Genomic DNA, 17,543 nt, shown 5'->3' on the forward strand with positions numbered 1-17,543 from the left:
AAAAATAAAATGGTCGGAGCGACAGGACTTGAACCTGCGACCTCTACCACCCCAAGGTAGCGCTCTAGCCAAACTGAGCTACGCCCCGACGAGTTCATTATAGCCGATCTTTTCCCGCCCGTCAACTCTCGCTGGGCTCTAGTGCGCGTCAAGAGTTAGTAGGTGGTTCGGGAGAAAACTTCTCTTCATGGAGACCTCGCCGCTAGGATAGCCCCGGTACCTGCGCCATTAAGGGATCAAACTACTGAGGCTAGGCCGGCTTAGTTCCCGCAACACATGCTTCACCCATGGAGCTCCGGCAGAGGGTCCTCTCAATGCCGGCAACCCCGCTTTAAGCCAGCTCCCCGCCTCCTCTATCTTCCGCTTTACCTCCAACCGCACCGCCTGAGCCAAATGTTCTTGCCTGGCCAGCAGTACCGGCCAACGAGAAGTGTGCCTCCCGAGCACCCCGTTGGCTCGAGCAGCCAAAACCCGCGCCATCCTGTCTGCTCCTGCCTCCGTCCAGCTGGCTCCCAACCGCTTCATCCGCCGCGCCACGTTGTGCTGTACCTGCCCCTCTATGGCCCCCAGATGCTCGGCAGCAGAAGAGGTAACTATCCCCGACCAGTTCTCCTTGAGATACTGCCAGAGCTTCTCTATTCTCCTCCTCTTAGCCCCGCGAACTCTCCTCGCTGCTCCTCCCATAATCTCTTCTACCTTCTCCCGGTCCCCCAGATAAATGGCCTGCCTGATCCCACTATAGGCCTCCTCATCGTGCCAAAAAGCCTCTATAAGCCGCCGGTTCAAATGGTAAGGGTCCAAAACGTGTACCGCCCCAGGGAAGTAATCTACCCCCTGCTTGGCCCACTCCGCCCCGTCACTCCCAAGGTATATCTCCTTCACCTGACCCATGTCCCACCGGCTCGCTACCCCAGAGTAAACTTCCTCCCACATCCTCTCCCCTTCGCCTACACCGCTCGTTACCAGCTTGTCCTTTAAAGCCTTCCGGCCACCTCCAATCGCTTCTTTGCCTGTGTAAGCTACGAAGAGTTTGACCTCTTTCCTTTTCTCTCCGCTCCTTTGAAGCCTTACCACCACCCCGTCGGCCTCTATGTAAAGCCTGGAGGTCTTCTCTTTACCTTCGGGTGTCTCTCCCTTCTCAAAAACGGCTTCTCTCCTGGACTCTCCCTCCTGCCTGAGTGCTTCTCCTACTTCCTGCACGGCCTGCCACACCGCCATGGCGCTTATCCCAGGGACAAAATAACCGAGAATTTCCGCTGCCCGCCTGAAGGGTACTTCGCTCCCAAGCTTCACCGCCATCTCCTTCAAACGCGGCGTGCATCTAGACCTCTCCGGCCAGCCCAGAACCTCGTCAAGAAGAAACCTGGCTTCTCCCGTCTTTTTGTTCCGGTAAAGCCGCCTTTTTACTTTGAATTCCCCAAAGCTGCTAACTACGGTTCTTTCCCGAAAGCCTATCACTTTCCAGGTGCGCTTGTCCCGGGCGTTCACGAGCCAGGTGTCTATTTCCTCGAGAGCCCAGGCGAAGATCTTCACGCAAGCTTCTTGAGAGAGCTTGTACACTTCTTCTTCGAGCTTGTAGAAGTCGCGGCATTCGGTAATTAGTTTGCTAACTTTCTCCCCCAGAAGAAGGATTATGTCCGCAAGAGGTTGAATGTCTGAAATAGGTTGACTGTGCATGAGACCTCGCTCCTCCTTTCAGTCCATGAAAATTGTCCGTGAGGGGCGAGGTCTCCTCCTTCATGAACCTCCTCCGTCACCTACTGAAATTGTACGCCCTCTTATCTACCGGGTAAAGATCGAATCAGATAGGATTGACGTATACGCCGGGCGACCGAGGAAAGAAGCCAGCTGTCCTTCCTGCCAGACTCTTACCCGGCGGGTTCACGACCGGTCGCGCGAGTGGAGGCCAAAACTGCACACCCGATGCAACGGGCTACCGGTTTACCTCTGGGTACGCCCCCGCCGGTTCAAATGCCCGAATTGCGGGAAGGTATTCACTGAAAGATTTCCGGGTATCAGACCTCGAGCAAGAAGAACCGAGCGGGCGGAAGCAGATTGGCTCGAAAACTTGAAGGACCGCAGCTTTCGCAGAGCAGCGGAAGTGGTAAGGACAAGTCCCGGCACCCTGCGCCGGCTGCTTCTAAAGCAAGTGACCAATCAGGTGAACATCGAGGAGGCCCTTAAAGATCTACCGGCTTTGGCTTTAAGCATAGACGAGCACAGTTTCAGGGGTCAGGACATGATGATCACCATTACCTGCGTGTGGCCCGAGCGAAGGCTTATCGCCATCTTACCGGATGACCGGCTTAAGACGCTGGAGAAGTTTTTGAAGGAGCTGCCGGCTTCGGTGCGCAGGCGCATCAAGGCGGTGTGCATCGACTTCAAAGACGGCTGGCGCAAGCTTATAAAGAGGGTGCTGCCTGGAGTGCCTGTGGTGGTTGACCATTTTCACGCTCTTAAAGATGCCAACCGGCGTGTAGACGAGGCGAGGCTAATAGAGCAGCAGGTAACCGGGCAGCGTATACCTCGTTGGCCTCTGGTGAAGAACGAAGAGGATTTGACCGAGCGCCAGGCAGCCCAGCTTGCCATGATCAGTAGGCGGTACAGGAACGTGGCCCATTTTCACTGGGCCAAGGAGCAGCTACGCGACGTCTATCGTGCCTCCTGCCGGAAGGAGGCAGAGCTAATCCTGGATCGTCTGATCTTAAACACTCGGGAGGCGAGCGACGTTGCGCTGGTTCAATGGGGGAGAACGCTTCGTAGCTGGAGGGAAGAGATTCTCGCTTATCACAACTGGCGGGTTACCAACGGTTACACCGAGGGTGTCCATACTAAGATCAAGCTCCTCAAGCGGATAAGTTACGGTTTTCGGAACCGCGGGGTCTATGTGCGAAAGATGCTCTTAGCTTTTCTCCCCTTGGCTTGGCTGATCTCCCCTCCACACTTCTTGACCTAGAGCCTGTTAGTGTAAAGTTACTGTAGGAATTTTGCAGGAGCTAAGGAAGGGGAGAAAGAAGAGAGACCTCACCGTCCTTGCAACGGACGAGTAGTTGCTTAAACAACCACTCAGGAGGGTGAGGTCTCTATGCAGATTATAAAGCAGATTTGGGAGAAGTTCCAGAGGGTAGCGGAGCTAACGTTGAAGGTTCTGGAGGAAGGGACCGACTTTTTAAGCTTCGAGGAGAAGCTCTGGCAGGAGCTTAATAACCTGGGACAGGAGGTTTTGAGGGAAGTTTTAGAGGCGAAAGACGCCTATCTTCGGGAGCACCGGGAAAAGCGGCCCGGCTGGCGGGTAGAGCGGCGAAACGATCCCAAAGAAGTACTTACCCTTTTCGGTCTGGTCAACTATAAGCGAACCTATTACCGGCACAAAGAGACTGGGGAGCGGGTGCACCTGATAGATCGGTTGGTAGGTTACGGGCCGCACGCACGGGTTGATCCTCTGGTTAAAGCACAAGCCTTAGAAGAAGCGGTAGATCTTTCCTACCGGAAGAGTGGCGAGAGGGTAGGGAGAGGCAATCGGGAGGTTGTGCTAAGCGGCGAAGCGGTGAAGAAGGTGATTCACAACTTTACACTGGAAGAACTGCCCGAGCCGCCTGGGGAGAAGCGCCGGGGGAAGGTTCTTTATGTGGAGGCGGATGAAGACCACGTAGCAGGTCAGGACGGGAAGAAGTACTTACCCCGGCTGGTTTACATCCACGAGGGGAAAGAGAAGGTGGGGAAAGACAGATACAGACTCAAGCGGCCTTATTACTTGGGAGGGCTTTACTCAGATACGGATGAGCTGTGGTTCGAGGTGTTGAGCTACATCGAGGAGCAGTACGAATTATCTTCTGTGGAGCGGATTTACCTCTGCGGTGACGGAGACAGGTGGATAAAGAAAGGGCTGGAGTTTCTACCGAGGAGCGTCTTTGTCTTAGATCTTTTTCACCTGGACAAGTACCTGGTGGCTGCTTTGGGGCGTGATAGTGATGGTTATAGAGAGATTTGGGCGGCCTTATGGGAGGGTGATGAGGTAAAGGTACAGGCGATTTTGCGGCGGGCGGGCAAAGCTGCGGCGAGTCCTGCGCGGAAGGAAGCGGTACGGGATTGCCGACGTTACATCCGGCGGAACTGGGAGGGGATAATGGCCTACCGGCTTTATCCCGGGGCGGAGTTGGGGGTAAGTGCGGAGGCGCACGTAAGTCATCTCTTCTCGGCACGGTTATCATCCCGACCGATGGCCTGGAGTGCTCGTGGGGTAGACCGGATGGCCCGGTTGCGGGTGGCGAAGGCGAATGGTGTTTCCTTGCGGGAGCAATATGTAGCCCGACGGAAGGAGGGCTTAAAGGCTTTAGAGATCGATAAGGCAGCTGTCGAGGAAGAGAGGCAGAGGCTAAGGAAAATATCGGGTGAGGTGTTCGATAATCTTCCCGCTCTACGGGGTCCGGTAACGTCATTAACCAGAGCCCTCAAAGCTTTGAGCCGGAACATCGATCTTCTTTGGTAGTTCGTCCTGGTCCGGGGACAGTGGGGCTCGAGACTCCTACAGTAGGTTGACACGATCCCTAGAGCCCAGAGGGCGTACAATTTCAGTAGGTGACGGAGGAGACTCATGAAGGAGGAGACCTCGCCCCTCACGGACAATTTTCATGGACTGAAAGGAGGAGCGAGGTCTCATGCACAGTCAACCTATTTCAGACATTCAACCTCTTGCGGACATAATCCTTCTTCTGGGGGAGAAAGTTAGCAAACTAATTACCGAATGCCGCGACTTCTACAAGCTCGAAGAAGAAGTGTACAAGCTCTCTCAAGAAGCTTGCGTGAAGATCTTCGCCTGGGCCCTCGAGGAAATAGACACCTGGCTCGTGAACGCCCGGGACAAGCGCACCTGGAAAGTGATAGGCTTTCGGGAAAGAGCCGTAGTTAGCAGCTTTGGGGAATTCAAAGTAAAAAGGCGGCTTTACAGGAACAAAAAGACGGGAGAAGCCAGGTTTCTTCTTGACGAGGTTCTGGGCTGGCCGGAGAGGTCTAGATGCACGCCGCGTTTGAAGGAGATGGCGGTGAAGCTTGGGAGCGAAGTACCCTTCAGGCGGGCAGCGGAAATTCTCGGTTATTTTGTCCCTGGGATAAGCGCCATGGCGGTGTGGCAGGCCGTGCAGGAAGCAGGAGAAGCACTCAGGCAGGAGGGAGAGTCCAGGAGAGAAGCCGTTTTTGAGAAGGGAGAGACACCCGAAGGTAAAGAGAAGACCTCCAGGCTTTACATAGAGGCCGACGGGGTGGTGGTAAGGCTTCAAAGGAGCGAAGAGAAAAGGAAAGAGGTCAAACTCTTCGTAGCTTACACAGGCAAAGAAGCGATTGGGGGTGGCCGGAAGGCTTTAAAGGACAAGCTGGTAACGAGCGGTGTAGGCGAAGGGGAGAGGATGTGGGAGGAAGTTTACTCTGGGGTAGCGAGCCGGTGGGACATGGGTCAGGTGAAGGAGATATACCTTGGGAGTGACGGGGCGGAGTGGGCCAAGCAGGGGGTAGATTACTTCCCCGGGGCGGTACACGTTTTGGACCCTTACCATTTGAACCGGCGGCTTATAGAGGCTTTTTGGCACGATGAGGAGGCCTATAGTGGGATCAGGCAGGCCATTTATCTGGGGGACCGGGAGAAGGTAGAAGAGATTATGGGAGGAGCAGCGAGGAGAGTTCGCGGGGCTAAGAGGAGGAGAATAGAGAAGCTCTGGCAGTATCTCAAGGAGAACTGGTCGGGGATAGTTACCTCTTCTGCTGCCGAGCATCTGGGGGCCATAGAGGGGCAGGTACAGCACAACGTGGCGCGGCGGATGAAGCGGTTGGGAGCCAGCTGGACGGAGGCAGGAGCAGACAGGATGGCGCGGGTTTTGGCTGCTCGAGCCAACGGGGTGCTCGGGAGGCACACTTCTCGTTGGCCGGTACTGCTGGCCAGGCAAGAACATTTGGCTCAGGCGGTGCGGTTGGAGGTAAAGCGGAAGATAGAGGAGGCGGGGAGCTGGCTTAAAGCGGGGTTGCCGGCATTGAGAGGACCCTCTGCCGGAGCTCCATGGGTGAAGCATGTGTTGCGGGAACTAAGCCGGCCTAGCCTCAGTAGTTTGATCCCTTAATGGCGCAGGTACCGGGGCTATCCTAGCGGCGAGGTCTCCATGAAGAGAAGTTTTCTCCCGAACCACCTACTAACTCTTGACGCGCACCTCTTCCCCGCGCTGCTTGCTTCCCGGGCAGCGTCAGTTTATAATCCTTTTAAGTTCTTACGCTTAGCTGGTGGAGGGGATAAGGTGGAAGACAGGGAGAGGGCTGACTGGGAACGGGCGGTGGCCTTTCATGGGCACGTCTGCCCGGGGCTGGCGGTGGGCTACCGGGCAGCCCGAGCCGCCTTGCGCGAGCTGGCCAGCCACCGGGCAGAGGACGAGGAGCTGGTGGCCATCGTGGAAAACGACGCTTGCGGGGTGGACGCCATCCAGGCGCTTACCGGCTGCACTCTGGGTAAAGGCAACCTTATATACCGCGACTACGGCAAGCACGTCTACACTTTCGGCTGCCGGAGGACGAACCGAGCTCTGCGGGTGAGCGTCAAGGGAAGCGTGTGGCAGCGCAAGCCAGGAGAAGAAGAGAAGTACCAAAGGCTGCGCGAGAAAGTCTTTGGCGGCCAAGCCACGGAGGAGGAGAGGGCTCATTTCCAAGCCTTCCAGCGGCAAAAGACCGAGGAGATTTTAAGCCTCCCGGAGAGCGAAGTCCTGGAATTGCGGTGGGTGGAGCTGGAGCTCCCTCCCAAGGCGAGGATCTTCAACTCGGTGATCTGTGCTTACTGCGGCGAGCCGGTAGCCGAGGTGCGCGCTCGCCCGCGGGACGGAAAGCCGGCCTGCATCCCCTGCTCGCTGGATTACACCCGCGGCTGGTAGCTTTATTTTTTCGCCGCCTTGGAGTCGCATAAGGTTAAAGAGGCCAGGGAGGCCCGCACTAACCCCTCCGAAGAGGGGCGACGGGCTCTTTTTAATTTTTAACCGCAAGGAGGAGAGAGAGTATGGGGTTGGTAGTGCGCCGCTTAGGAGTCTGGGTGCTAGTATTGCTGCTGGCGTTGATGGCCGGTTGCGGAGGTAAGTCCCCCCAAGGGGCATCGCCAGGGGCGACCCCGGCCAAGCTCAAGTTGACCGATCTTCTGGGGCGCGAAGTCGAAGTGCCGGTACCCGCGCAGCGGGTAGTGGCCCTGGGCCCCGGAGCTCTGCGCCTGGTCTGCTACGTGAACGGGACGACCAAGGTGGTGGGGGTGGAAGACTTCGAGAAGAAGAACCCCGCTGGGCGCCCCTACATCCTGGCCCACCCCGAGCTCAAGGATCTGCCTTCCGCTGGCCCCGGCGGCCCCCAGTCCTCGCCCGACCCGGAGAGGATCGTCAGCCTGAAGCCGGACGTGATCTTCATCACCTACCTGGTGGACAAGTCCCAGGCGGATAGGTTGCAGGCGCAGACCGGCATTCCGGTGGTGATGCTCAGCTACGGCCAGCTGGCCACCTTTGGGGACGAGGTTTACGACTCGCTCAAGCTCATCGGCAAGATTATTGGCGAGGAGAAGCGAGCCGAGGAAGTGGTGAGCTTCTTCCAAGGGAACATCCAGGAACTACAAAAGCGGACCCAGGACATCCCGGCCGACCAAAAGCCCACTGTCTATGTGGGCGCGTTGGGGATGCGGGGAACTCACGGCATTGAGAGCACCCAGGCCCAATTCCCCCTTTTCCGCTTCATCGGCGCCCGCAACGTGGCCGACGAAACGGGGCTTAAGGGGAGCGTGATGATCGAGCGGGAGAAGCTTTTGTCCTGGAACCCGGACATCATCATCATCGATGAGGCGGGCCTGGGACTGGTAAAGGAAGATTACAAGAAGAACCCCTCCTTCTACCAGTCACTTAAAGCCTTTAAGGAAGGCAAGGTTTACGGGATGCTGCCCTTCAACTTCTACACCACCAATCTGGACACCGCCCTGGCCGACGCTTACTGGCTGGGCAAGGTGATCTACCCCGACAAGTTCCAGGACATAGACCCGGTTAAGCAGGCGGACGCTATCTACACCTTCCTTCTGGGCAAACCTCTTTACGCGCAGATGGCCAAAGACTTCGGCGGCTTTGAGAAGATTAACTTAGCGCAGTAGTTCTGCTGCGCGACGGGGGGGTGCGGGCGTGGCGACACCGCGGGAGAGCTCGGTTCTCGACCTAACCCAGGACTACCTGCGCTATACCGGGCGCAAGATCCTAATAATTTTTATCTTGCTCCTGGCCACCATGGCCTTGGGCGTGCTGGCCATCAACGCCGGCTCGGCCGGGCTCCGGCCTTACGAGGTCTGGCTGACCCTCCTGGGCAAGACCGGAGCCGCCTCCCATGTGATCGTCTGGCAGATAAGGCTGCCGCGGGTGTTGGCGGCCATAGTGGCTGGGGCCGGGCTTTCGATAGCCGGCTGCGTGATGCAGAACATCCTCCGCAACCCCCTGGCCTCCCCTTTCACCCTGGGCATCTCCCAGGGGGCGGCGTTTGGCGCCGCTTTGGCTATCATCGCCCTGGGCGCGGGCAGCACCCAGAGCACAATCAGCGACGCGGTGATCATCAACAACCCTTACCTGGTCACCCTCTCCGCCTTCTTCTGGGCCATGGTCACCACCGCGGCGGTGCTGCTGCTGGCCCGCTACCGGGGCGTCTCGCCGGAAGCCATGGTGCTGGCAGGGGTGGCCCTCGGCTCCCTCTTCTCCGCCGCCACCATTGTTTTGCAGTACTTTTCTAGCGACGTCAAGGTGGCCGCGGTGGTTTTCTGGACCTTCGGCGACGTGGGACGGGCTTCCTGGCGGGAACTGGGCCTTATGAGCCTGGTGGTTCTGTCCTCCAGCCTCTACTTCATACGCCAGCGCTGGAACTACAACGCTCTGGAGGCGGGGGAAGAGACCGCTCGGGGACTGGGGGTGGAGGTAGAGAAGACCCGCATGGTGGGTATGCTGCTTGCCTCCCTCATAACCGCGGTAGCGGTTTCCTTCCTGGGGATAATCGGCTTCATCGGTCTGGTGGGCCCCCACCTGATGCGCCGCCTGGTGGGAGGGGATCACCGCTTCCTCCTCCCAGCCTCCCTGGTCATGGGGGCCTTTTTGCTCTTGGCCTCCGACACGGTGGGCCGCACCGTCATCGCCCCCGCCGTCCTGCCCGTGGGCGCTGTTACCTCTTTCCTGGGCGCTCCCCTCTTCCTCTACTTGCTCACCCGGGGGTACAAGCGGTGATCCTGGTAGTGGACGGGGTGGAGTTCGGATACGGCGGCCGCCCGATCCTGCGGGACATCAAGTTCCGGGTGGACCGGGGAGAGGTGCTGGCCGTGCTGGGGGTCAACGGGGCGGGCAAGTCCACCCTGCTCAAGTGCCTCAACCGCATTTTAAAGCCCTGGCGCGGCACCGTCTGGCTCGACGGCGAGGACCTTTTCCGCCTCTCCGCCCTGGAGGTGGCCCGACGCCTGGGCTACGTGGCCCAGCGGCACCAGGTCACCCGCTTCACCGTCTTCGACGCCGTGCTCCTGGGGCGTCGCCCCCACCTGAAGTGGGGGATTACCCGCCGCGACCTGGAGGTGACCCACCGGGCGCTGAAGCTGCTGGAACTGGAGGACTACGCTCTTCGCTACCTGGACGAACTCAGCGGCGGGGAGTTGCAAAAGGTGGTCATAGCCCGCGCCTTCGCCCAGGAGCCGCAGGTGCTCTTGCTGGACGAGCCCACCAGCAACCTGGACTTGAAGAACCAGCTGGAAGTCCTGCGGCTGGTCAGGCGGGCGGTGCAGGAGGAGGGGATGGCGGCGGTGCTGGTGCTGCACGACCTCAACCTGGCGCTGCGCTTCGCCGACAAGTTCCTCCTGCTGAAAGACCGCACCGTTTACGCCTGCGGCGGGCGGGAAGTCATGACGCCGGAGCACATCGCCGCTGTCTACGGCGTGCCGGTGCTGGTGGAGGAGCTCCGGGGGGTCCCGGTGGTGGTGCCGCTGTAGAAAAGGGGGTGAAGGCATGGTCAGCAGTGAAAGGAGTTTTTGCGGAGCATAGTGAGTGTCTACAAAAACTTCCAGGGAATAACGGCCTTAAAATTTCGATATTTTTAGTTTTTGCTAGTATAACTTGCGTTTTTCTTTCTAAGGACTCTTGATCGCCGTTAATCAGCCTTGTCTCGGCTCCGCCCGGAATGAGTTTTAGGGCTCTAAGCTAAAAAGTGTGGAGTAAGAAGGAGGAGGCGGCCGAAGGGCCAAGGGATAGTTTAGCACACCACAACCCCAAAGGAGGCTCTCGACCGCCTATGAAACAGTCTATAACGGAACTTCTTGGATCGCAAGAATGGATTATCTACCGGTTTTGGCTTTAAGCATAGACGAGCACAGTTTCAGGGGTCAGGACATGATGATCACCATTACCTGCGTGTGGCCCGAGCGAAGGCTTATCGCCATCTTACCGGATGACCGGCTTAAGACGCTGGAGAAGTTTTAAAAGGAGCTGCCGGCTTCGGTGCGCAGGCGCATCAAGGCGGTGTGCATCGACTTCAAAGACGGCTGGCGCAAGCTTATAAAGAGGGTGCTGCCTGGAGTGCCTGTGGTGGTTGACCATTTTCACGCTCTTAAAGATGCCAACCGGCGTGTAGACGAGGCGAGGCTAATAGAGCAGCAGGTAACCGGGCAGCGTATACCTCGTTGGCCTCTGGTGAAGAACGAAGAGGATTTGACCGAGCGCCAGGCAGCCCAGCTTGCCATGATCAGTAGGCGGTACAGGAACGTGGCCCATTTTCACTGGGCCAAGGAGCAGCTACGCGACGTCTATCGTGCCTCCTGCCGGAAGGAGGCAGAGCTAATCCTGGATCGTCTGATCTTAAACACTCGGGAGGCGAGCGACGTTGCGCTGGTTCAATGGGGGAGAACGCTTCGTAGCTGGAGGGAAGAGATTCTCGCTTATCACAACTGGCGGGTTACCAACGGTTACACCGAGGGTGTCCATACTAAGATCAAGCTCCCCAAGCGGATAAGTTACGGTTTTCGGAACCGCGGGGTCTATGTGCGAAAGACGCTCTTGGCTTTTCTTCCCTTGGCTTGGCTGATCTCTTTTCCATACTTCTTGACCTAGAGCCTAGTTTTAGTTGACGAGATAAGTTAGTTTAAGCTAAACTTAGCTTAGTTACATACACGGGCAATGTGAGCGAGGGGAAAAATGGCGCACACCAACGAGATGGTTCTGCCAAGGTCGCCAAGCTCTATAGGGAACTTTCCCGCCGCGGTGGCTCCGGCAAGACACGGATTGAGATCCGCATCCTCGATCGATTAAGGGCAAAGGAGTAGGAGGATGAACTCCCCGCTCTTTTATGCTTAAAAAACTTTTATGGAGGTCGGAGATATGGGTTGGTTTAAAAAGAGTGTGCCGCTTATCGCCATTTTTACAGTTCTCTTCTTCTTGGCAGGGTGTGGAACTTCTACCCAGCAGGTTTCTCGGGAAAAAATCACCGTAGTGGACCAAATGGGTAGAACTGTAGAACTGCCCAAAAAGGTAGAGCGCATAGTCGTCCTCCAGATGCCCTTCCCCTCGATAATATACGCCCTGGACGGCAGCGGCAGAAGGGTGGTGGGTATCCACCCCACGGCCAAAAAAGCCCTGGAGGAGGGCATACTGGCGGAGCTGGCCCCTGAGTATAAGGGAGTTTCCACCGCTTTTGTCAAAGAGGGGTTCAAAGTAAATATCGAAGAGCTGGTCAAGCTCAAGCCCGATGTGGTGTTTCAATGGGACACGGAGCCGGCAGAGATAGACAAGATAGAGAGGGCAGGGATACCGGTAGTGGCTTTCCACGTAAGGGGCACCACGTTGGATGATGTGGAGGCTTGGTTCCGTATAATGGGTCAGATACTAGGCCGGGAGGATCGGGCTCAGCAGTTTATCGATTATCACCGCCGGGCATACGAAGAGATAAAGGCCAAGACTGCTTCTATCCCTGAAGATAAAAAACCTCGCGTCCTCTATCTGTACAACGAAAAACTGCAGGTGGCAGGCAAGGGGACTCCCATGGACTTCTGGATCCAGCTTACAGGGGCAAAGAATGTGGCCCAGGAGGTCTCCTGGTTTGGGGAGGTCTCCATGGAGCAGATAATGGCTTGGAATCCTGAGATTATCTATATTGGAAATTTCACCGATCTGCGCCCAGAAGACCTATATGAAAACCGACTTAAGGGGCAGGACTGGAGCCAAGTATCGGCAGTAAAAAACAAGAGGGTTTACAAAATACCCCTGGTTGGGTACCGCTGGGATCCCCCTTCTGCGGAATGGCCCTTAATGTGGAAATGGGCGGCTCAGAAACAGCACCCCGGGCTCTTCGGCTATTATTCCATGCCGGACGAACTGCGCCGCTTCTGCCACACCTTCTATAATTACCAGCTCAGTGAAGAGAGGGCTAAGAAGCTCTTAAGGATAGACTAGGGGGGGACATTTGCTGAGTCAAAAAAAGCAGGTATTTCTATACTTCTTGATAATCCTTCCTTTGATAGCCATGGTGGGGGGCCTTTTCGTAGGTCGCTATTCTTTATCCCCAGTGCTGGTCCTGAAAGCTTTGTTCTGCTGGGGAGGGGCGCAGGACTCCTTAGCCCTGGAGCGGGCACTGGTTTTAGGGCAGCGCCTTCCCCGCATTCTCCTGGCTGCGCTGGTGGGGGCTACCCTGGGCATAGGCGGGGCTTCTTTTCAGGGGCTGTTCTGCAACCCTTTAGTGAGCCCGGACATAGTAGGCGTCACTGCAGGAACTGCTTTTGGTGCTGTGTTGGGGATCCTCCTCTTCGGAGGGAAGTTCTTTACCCCCCTCCTGGCCCTCCCTTTCGGCCTTTTGGCTGTAGCGGTGGCTTGCTGGTTGGCCAGAGTTACCCCCGGCGATAGGCGCCTCACCCTGGTGCTTTCCGGTATAGTTATGGCCGCTGTGTTTAACGCCTTGATCGCTCTGGTCAAATATATGGCCGACCCCCAGGAGGTGCTTCCAGTTATTACCCATTGGTTATTGGGGAGCTTGGCCAGCGCCTCCTATGAAGATCTCAAGCTGGTCTTCTTGCCTGTATCGTTGGGGATAGGGTTGCTCCTCCTGTTGCGCTGGAGGATTAATCTCCTGTCCCTGGGCGAGGAAGAGGCCCGATCCCTGGGAATAGATCCGCATAAGGTAAGATGGATGGTTATAGGCGGGGTGACTTTGAGTACAGCGGCGGTCATTTCTGTTACTGGGGTAGTGGGTTGGGTGGGGTTGGTGATCCCCCACATTGGCAGAATGCTGGTGGGTCCAGATCATACCAAACTCCTGCCTGCTTCCCTTTCTCTGGGAGCAGCCTATGTGGTGCTCATCGATACCCTCTGCCGTACCCTCACTGCAGCGGAAATCCCCCTGGGGGTTTTGACTGCGCTAGTAGGAGCTCCTTTCTTTATTTGGATACTTAAGAAGACGGGGGGGAGATGGGGATGAAATTACAGGTCGAAGGTATGGCTTTTGGTTACCACGAGGACCGCCCCCTTTTTCAAGATATATCTTTTGAACTCAAAGGGAGCGAAATCCTAGCTTTGATAGGTCCCAATGGGGTGGGGAAGACAACCCTGCTAAAATGTCTTCTGGGATTGATACCCCAGCGGAAGGGCCAGGTAAGGGTAAAAACTTCTTTAAACGGCGTCAGTGGCCTATGGCAGGGGATAGCCTATGTGCCCCAGCGCCCCAATCTGGTGTTCCCTTACTCGGTGCTAGATTTGGTGCTTATGGGGAGGGCTCCCCATAAGAGGCTTTTCTCTGCTCCCGATATCAGGGATAGGGCCAGGGCTATGGAAGCCCTAGAAATGGTGGGGATACCCCACCTGACGGAAAAACCATGTACCCGGCTGAGCGGAGGGGAACTGCAACTGGCTCTTATAGCTCGTGCTCTGGCTGCTGAACCGGAGATCATCGTGCTGGATGAACCGGAAACCCATCTGGATTTGAGAAACCAGCTGACTGTCTTGACTCTCCTGGAGCGTTTAAGCAGGGAGAAAGATCTGGCAGTTGTTTTCAGCACTCATCACCCCGAACACGCCCTCTGGTTTGCCCATAAGGTCTTGCTTCTGGGGCACGGCTGGCATGCTTATGGAGAGGTATCTGAAGTGATCACAGAGGAGAACCTGGAGGCTGCTTTTGGTGCCAAGGTGAAAATGGTTACCTTCTCCCTAGGAGAGGGCCAGATAACCACCTTGGCCCCTCTCCCCCCTAAAAGAGAGGAGGTATGTTAGTGGATATTAGAATCGGTTTCGTGTATTCAGGCGTAAGCTACCAGCATGCTCTCTTGCTGCAAGATAAATACCGCTCTAAGTTCGTCTCCCTATCTGTCTGCCGGCTGGGCGAAACGGACCTCTCAGTCTTCCATGTTCTCTTTTTCCCCAGAGGCACAGACCAGGAAATGGCTTACGCCTGCCGGGAAAAAATCAAAGAATTCCTCCTGTCGGGGAAAATGGTGATAGCTTTGGGGGAGATAACCGAGCCCTGGCTCCCAGGGTGCCACTGGGCCGGGGTGGTTCCCGAAGATGACGGGCCTGTGGTGATAAAAAAGGTTCATCCCATACTGCGGGGGCTGAAGCCGGAGGACCTCCATTGGCATAGAGGGGCTACTGGCTGGTGCTGCCACGGCCACTTCGTGCCTCCTCCGGGAGCAGAAGTTCTGGTCACCAACCTAAGGGGAGACCCCCTGCTCTATGTAGATCGCCATAGCGCTGCTCCTGGCGTGATAGTGGCCTCCAGCCAGCTGGACGCCGATTGCCATGCCTTTTGGGGTTGTTCCCCAGCAGAAGTATTTTTGGACAACCTTTTTGCGTGGGCGGAAGAAGAAATCGTCAGGTCAAAAGGAGGTGGCCCTCGGTGAACCGTATAGCTGGACTGTACTCTGGAAGCAAGTGGCAGAAGGACTTGTTTCACCGCTACAGAGATTTTTTCAGTAAGATAATTTACGCCTGCCGCTTGCCCCAAGAGGATCTCAGCGAATGCCAGGTATTTTTAGTTCCCCGGGAATCCAACCAGGAAGCCCTGCTGCAGGCTCAGGAGAACATATTGGCTTTTCTCCGCAGAGGAGGGCTGGTGATAGCTTTGGGAGAGATCACTGTCCCCTGGCTGCCTTACGTCCGCTGGATAAAGAAGGAATCTTGCTACGGCTTTATTTTCACCGGAACGGCTTGGGAAAAAGGCAAGCTAGAAAAGAGCTTTTACCATTTGCTCCAACCCTCCCACCCCCTCTTCCGCAACTTGACCATCGACGACCTCCAGTGGCATTTTCACGGCTACTTCACGCCTCCTGCCGGGGCGGAAGCACTCCTGGAATATGGGGGTAAGTGCTTGATCTGCTTTGATAAGATAAGCTGCCCTCCGGGAGCCATACTTGCTTCCACCCTAGACCCTGAAGTGCATGTGGGTTATGGCGTGGTGGAGAAGCCGAAGAAATTTTGGGAAAACATTCTAATCTGGGCTGCTGATTGGCAACCTGAAAGAACAGAATTCAATGGAGCTCCCTATGGGCTTTTCCCTCCTGCTGGAGAATCTTAGGGTTTTGCCCTTAAGGGGAACACCTTCGATTCCCTTGGGAGGCCGCAGGTTCTTATTTGATCGAGTTGATGGAAGAGTGGATAGCGATCCGGTCAGGCGGGCGGGAAGTCATGACGCCGGAGCACATCGCCGCCGTCTACGGCGTGCCGGTGCTAGTGGAGGAGCTCCGGGGGGTCCCGGTGGTGGTGCCGCTGTGAGGCGGAGTAGAATTAGGTCGAATTTTGGCGAAGAGCTGGTTAAATGACCTCCAGGTTCCTGCTCTGGAAGACAATCGGAGAAATTAGTTGATAAATTGTTTAAAAAGGATTTACGCCGCGTTTAGATTCGATCAATCCCCGATAATCCTCCCTAATCGCCTTAAATCGGATTTGCCTGCCGGCCCACTTCCGGGTATCTTATGAGACAAGGACTTAGTTAGTTAATTCTAAATCAGTTCGTCAGACATAGAAAAGGTAAGGTGGAGAAAGCGGTGGCGCACACCAACGAGATGGTTCTGGCCAAGGTCGCCAAACTCTACGAGGAGCTCTTCCGGCACAACGGCTTCGGTGAAATGCGGATCGAGATCCGCATCCTCAAGCGGGGTCAGAAGGAAGTGATCATCCACTGCGGCAAGCAGTACCGCTTCGTGGTGGACTACCCCGCCGAGAGTTCGGGCACGCCGGTGGGCGCGGGGCCCACCTCCACATAAAGCGCAAACGCCGGGTGGGCGCTTCCAACGGGAAGGCACCGGCACCAATAGGTAAAGGGGGTGAGAGCTGGGCGAGGGCCGCGGGCGCGGGGTCCGGGCCAGAGATGGGTGTCCTAAGTCACGGGCGAAGGTGGCTCTGCGGGTGAGCCCTTCCCGCCAAGAACGAAAATTTGAGTGAGGAGGGCTTTCCGGCATGAAAGAGAAGTTAAGGAAGGTATTCCGGCGGCTCAAGGGTCAGGGCGGCTTCACCCTGATCGAGCTTCTGATCGTCATCGCGATCATGGGCTTTCTGGTAGCCATGATCGCCCCGCGGCTGGCCAAGGTGGCGGGCAACGCCTCCGACGTGGTGTGCGACAACAACCAGGCGCGCCTGCGCCAGGTGCTGGCGGCCTACACCGAAGGGCACGGCACCCTGCCCGACCGCCTGACGAGTCTGGTGTGCCACGATGACACGGGCGTTGCGGTGGACCCGACGACGCAGTACGACTTTGCTACCGAGCTGGGCACTGGCTGGTACATCGACGACAACAACAAGGGTACCGGGCAGGAGGTCCTCTCCAAGGACTTCTACGCCATGACCAAGATGGGTCTGGTCAAGCTGTCGCCGGACGAAGCCAAGGAGCTGCAACAGCTGGGCGTCAACACCATCTTCTACCTCAACGTGAATCAGGACGTCAAGGCCATGGACTATGTGAGCAACGAGATAAAGAAGTTCAACGCGAATATCCCGAAGCATGGGGCAGGTAAGAACGACTATATGGCGGTGACTCCGGTGAGCGCGGGTGTAGAGGTGCTGGCCGCGGGCTACAAGAACGACGGCACCACTGCGGCCCTCACCATTCAACCGAACCAGAAGATCGGGCACCCCGACTGGGTCGGCCGCATCCTCCTGGGCGTGGGCCCCGAGAGCGACCTGGTGAAAGAGGGCCTGATCCAGCAGGCCGGCATGTGCCCCAATGGCATCAAGCGCAGCGACCACTTCCTCTACAACAACTACAACATCGTGGTGCCCCGCCTGGCCTCCACTGCCACGGCTATGGTAACGGCTCTGGCGAACGATCCAGCTGCGATCGGCGTGAAGCTCACCTTCAAGAACGAGCGGACCGGGGAAACGAAAGATGTAGAAATTTATAAGGACCAGGGCGAGGAAGTGTGGCAGGTCACCACGTGCTGCCCCGAAGGATGCAACCCCATGGCAGTCAGCGAGCCGGTGTGGGTACTGACAGGTCCTCCTGCTGCCATCAAGTAACCCTGCGGGTCTCCCCCTTCCCGGGGCGGGGGGATCCCCCCGCCCCTT

Annotated in this window: 17 protein-coding genes, 1 tRNA gene and 1 pseudogene; 17 read left to right on the forward strand and 2 right to left on the reverse strand. The window is 56.8% G+C overall.

Features of this window, described 5'->3' with window-relative positions; genetic code table 11:
- Window positions 1-10: 10 nt before the first annotated feature.
- Both ACTLLP_RS03955 and ACTLLP_RS03960 read right to left on the reverse strand, forming a co-directional pair.
- Window positions 11-88, reverse strand: a tRNA-Pro gene (locus ACTLLP_RS03955).
- Window positions 89-228: 140 nt separating this feature from the next.
- Complete coding sequence (locus ACTLLP_RS03960) at window positions 229-1,677, reverse strand: ISLre2 family transposase (protein ID WP_441060985.1); 1,449 nt, start codon at window positions 1,675-1,677, stop codon at window positions 229-231.
- A 25-nt stretch (window positions 1,678-1,702) separates the two neighbouring features.
- On the opposite strand from ACTLLP_RS03960, the gene ACTLLP_RS03965 reads away from it, so the two are divergent.
- The 17 genes and pseudogenes from ACTLLP_RS03965 to ACTLLP_RS04045 all read left to right on the forward strand — a co-directional run bounded on the left by ACTLLP_RS03965 (window position 1,703) and on the right by ACTLLP_RS04045 (window position 17,495).
- Window positions 1,703-2,956, forward strand: coding sequence for an ISL3 family transposase (locus ACTLLP_RS03965; RefSeq protein WP_441061625.1), 1,254 nt, complete (start codon window positions 1,703-1,705; stop codon window positions 2,954-2,956).
- Window positions 2,957-3,085: 129 nt separating this feature from the next.
- Window positions 3,086-4,489 carry an ISLre2 family transposase gene (locus tag ACTLLP_RS03970; RefSeq protein ID WP_441057473.1) on the forward strand — a complete coding sequence of 468 codons (1,404 nt, stop codon included), beginning with the start codon at window positions 3,086-3,088 and terminating at the stop codon, window positions 4,487-4,489.
- Window positions 4,490-4,658: 169 nt separating this feature from the next.
- Entirely contained in the window at window positions 4,659-6,107 is a 1,449-nt protein-coding gene (locus tag ACTLLP_RS03975; protein ID WP_441060988.1) for an ISLre2 family transposase, read from the forward strand.
- A 171-nt stretch (window positions 6,108-6,278) separates the two neighbouring features.
- Window positions 6,279-6,902, forward strand: a complete 624-nt coding sequence (locus tag ACTLLP_RS03980) for an FmdE family protein (RefSeq protein ID WP_441060991.1) — start codon at window positions 6,279-6,281, stop codon at window positions 6,900-6,902.
- A gap of 122 nt (window positions 6,903-7,024) precedes the next feature.
- Window positions 7,025-8,143: an iron ABC transporter substrate-binding protein gene (locus ACTLLP_RS03985; RefSeq protein ID WP_441060994.1), complete on the forward strand. Its 1,119-nt coding sequence runs from the start codon at window positions 7,025-7,027 to the stop codon at window positions 8,141-8,143.
- A gap of 28 nt (window positions 8,144-8,171) precedes the next feature.
- Window positions 8,172-9,251: a FecCD family ABC transporter permease gene (locus ACTLLP_RS03990; RefSeq protein ID WP_441060997.1), complete on the forward strand. Its 1,080-nt coding sequence runs from the start codon at window positions 8,172-8,174 to the stop codon at window positions 9,249-9,251.
- The gene (locus tag ACTLLP_RS03995; RefSeq protein ID WP_441061000.1) at window positions 9,248-10,000 is read left to right on the forward strand and encodes an ABC transporter ATP-binding protein; all 753 of its coding nucleotides are present in this window, start codon (window positions 9,248-9,250) and stop codon (window positions 9,998-10,000) included. The genes ACTLLP_RS03990 and ACTLLP_RS03995 overlap by 4 nt, the downstream gene beginning before the upstream one ends.
- A gap of 337 nt (window positions 10,001-10,337) precedes the next feature.
- On the forward strand, window positions 10,338-10,487 hold the full coding sequence (locus tag ACTLLP_RS04000) for a hypothetical protein (RefSeq protein WP_441061002.1): 150 nt from the start codon (window positions 10,338-10,340) through the stop codon (window positions 10,485-10,487).
- An 18-nt stretch (window positions 10,488-10,505) separates the two neighbouring features.
- The gene (locus tag ACTLLP_RS04005) at window positions 10,506-11,114 is read left to right on the forward strand and encodes a transposase (RefSeq protein ID WP_441061005.1); all 609 of its coding nucleotides are present in this window, start codon (window positions 10,506-10,508) and stop codon (window positions 11,112-11,114) included.
- Window positions 11,115-11,402: 288 nt separating this feature from the next.
- Window positions 11,403-12,452, forward strand: coding sequence for an ABC transporter substrate-binding protein (locus tag ACTLLP_RS04010; protein ID WP_441061007.1), 1,050 nt, complete (start codon window positions 11,403-11,405; stop codon window positions 12,450-12,452).
- Between the two features lie 10 nt (window positions 12,453-12,462).
- Window positions 12,463-13,470: a FecCD family ABC transporter permease gene (locus tag ACTLLP_RS04015; RefSeq protein WP_441061009.1), complete on the forward strand. Its 1,008-nt coding sequence runs from the start codon at window positions 12,463-12,465 to the stop codon at window positions 13,468-13,470.
- A gap of 47 nt (window positions 13,471-13,517) precedes the next feature.
- A pseudogene (locus ACTLLP_RS04020) lies at window positions 13,518-14,258 on the forward strand (ABC transporter ATP-binding protein); the annotation flags it as partial.
- The gene (locus ACTLLP_RS04025) at window positions 14,258-14,884 is read left to right on the forward strand and encodes a hypothetical protein (RefSeq protein ID WP_441061011.1); all 627 of its coding nucleotides are present in this window, start codon (window positions 14,258-14,260) and stop codon (window positions 14,882-14,884) included. The pseudogene ACTLLP_RS04020 and the gene ACTLLP_RS04025, both read left to right, overlap by 1 nt.
- Window positions 14,881-15,558 carry a hypothetical protein gene (locus ACTLLP_RS04030; protein WP_441061013.1) on the forward strand — a complete coding sequence of 226 codons (678 nt, stop codon included), beginning with the start codon at window positions 14,881-14,883 and terminating at the stop codon, window positions 15,556-15,558. The genes ACTLLP_RS04025 and ACTLLP_RS04030 overlap by 4 nt, the downstream gene beginning before the upstream one ends.
- Before the next feature lie 56 nt (window positions 15,559-15,614).
- Complete coding sequence (locus ACTLLP_RS04035; protein ID WP_441061016.1) at window positions 15,615-15,755, forward strand: hypothetical protein; 141 nt, start codon at window positions 15,615-15,617, stop codon at window positions 15,753-15,755.
- Window positions 15,756-16,027: 272 nt separating this feature from the next.
- Window positions 16,028-16,246 carry a hypothetical protein gene (locus ACTLLP_RS04040; protein ID WP_441061019.1) on the forward strand — a complete coding sequence of 73 codons (219 nt, stop codon included), beginning with the start codon at window positions 16,028-16,030 and terminating at the stop codon, window positions 16,244-16,246.
- Between the two features lie 193 nt (window positions 16,247-16,439).
- On the forward strand, window positions 16,440-17,495 hold the full coding sequence (locus tag ACTLLP_RS04045; RefSeq protein WP_441061021.1) for a type II secretion system protein: 1,056 nt from the start codon (window positions 16,440-16,442) through the stop codon (window positions 17,493-17,495).
- Window positions 17,496-17,543: the final 48 nt, after the last annotated feature.

This window comes from Desulfothermobacter acidiphilus, assembly GCF_052073645.1.
GTDB lineage: Bacteria > Bacillota > Desulfotomaculia > Desulfotomaculales > Ammonificaceae > Desulfothermobacter > Desulfothermobacter acidiphilus.

Excerpts from the sequence above, each read along its gene's own strand:
- ACTLLP_RS03960 (WP_441060985.1), bottom strand. The coding sequence starts at position 1,677 with ATGCACAGTCAACCTATTTCAGACATTCAACCTCTTGCGGACATAATC.
- ACTLLP_RS03965 (WP_441061625.1), top strand. The coding sequence starts at position 1,703 with ATGAAAATTGTCCGTGAGGGGCGAGGTCTCCTCCTTCATGAACCTCCT.
- ACTLLP_RS03970 (WP_441057473.1), top strand. The coding sequence starts at position 3,086 with ATGCAGATTATAAAGCAGATTTGGGAGAAGTTCCAGAGGGTAGCGGAG.
- ACTLLP_RS03975 (WP_441060988.1), top strand. The coding sequence starts at position 4,659 with ATGCACAGTCAACCTATTTCAGACATTCAACCTCTTGCGGACATAATC.
- ACTLLP_RS03985 (WP_441060994.1), top strand. The coding sequence starts at position 7,025 with ATGGGGTTGGTAGTGCGCCGCTTAGGAGTCTGGGTGCTAGTATTGCTG.
- ACTLLP_RS04000 (WP_441061002.1), top strand. The coding sequence starts at position 10,338 with ATGGATTATCTACCGGTTTTGGCTTTAAGCATAGACGAGCACAGTTTC.
- ACTLLP_RS04045 (WP_441061021.1), top strand. The coding sequence starts at position 16,440 with ATGAAAGAGAAGTTAAGGAAGGTATTCCGGCGGCTCAAGGGTCAGGGC.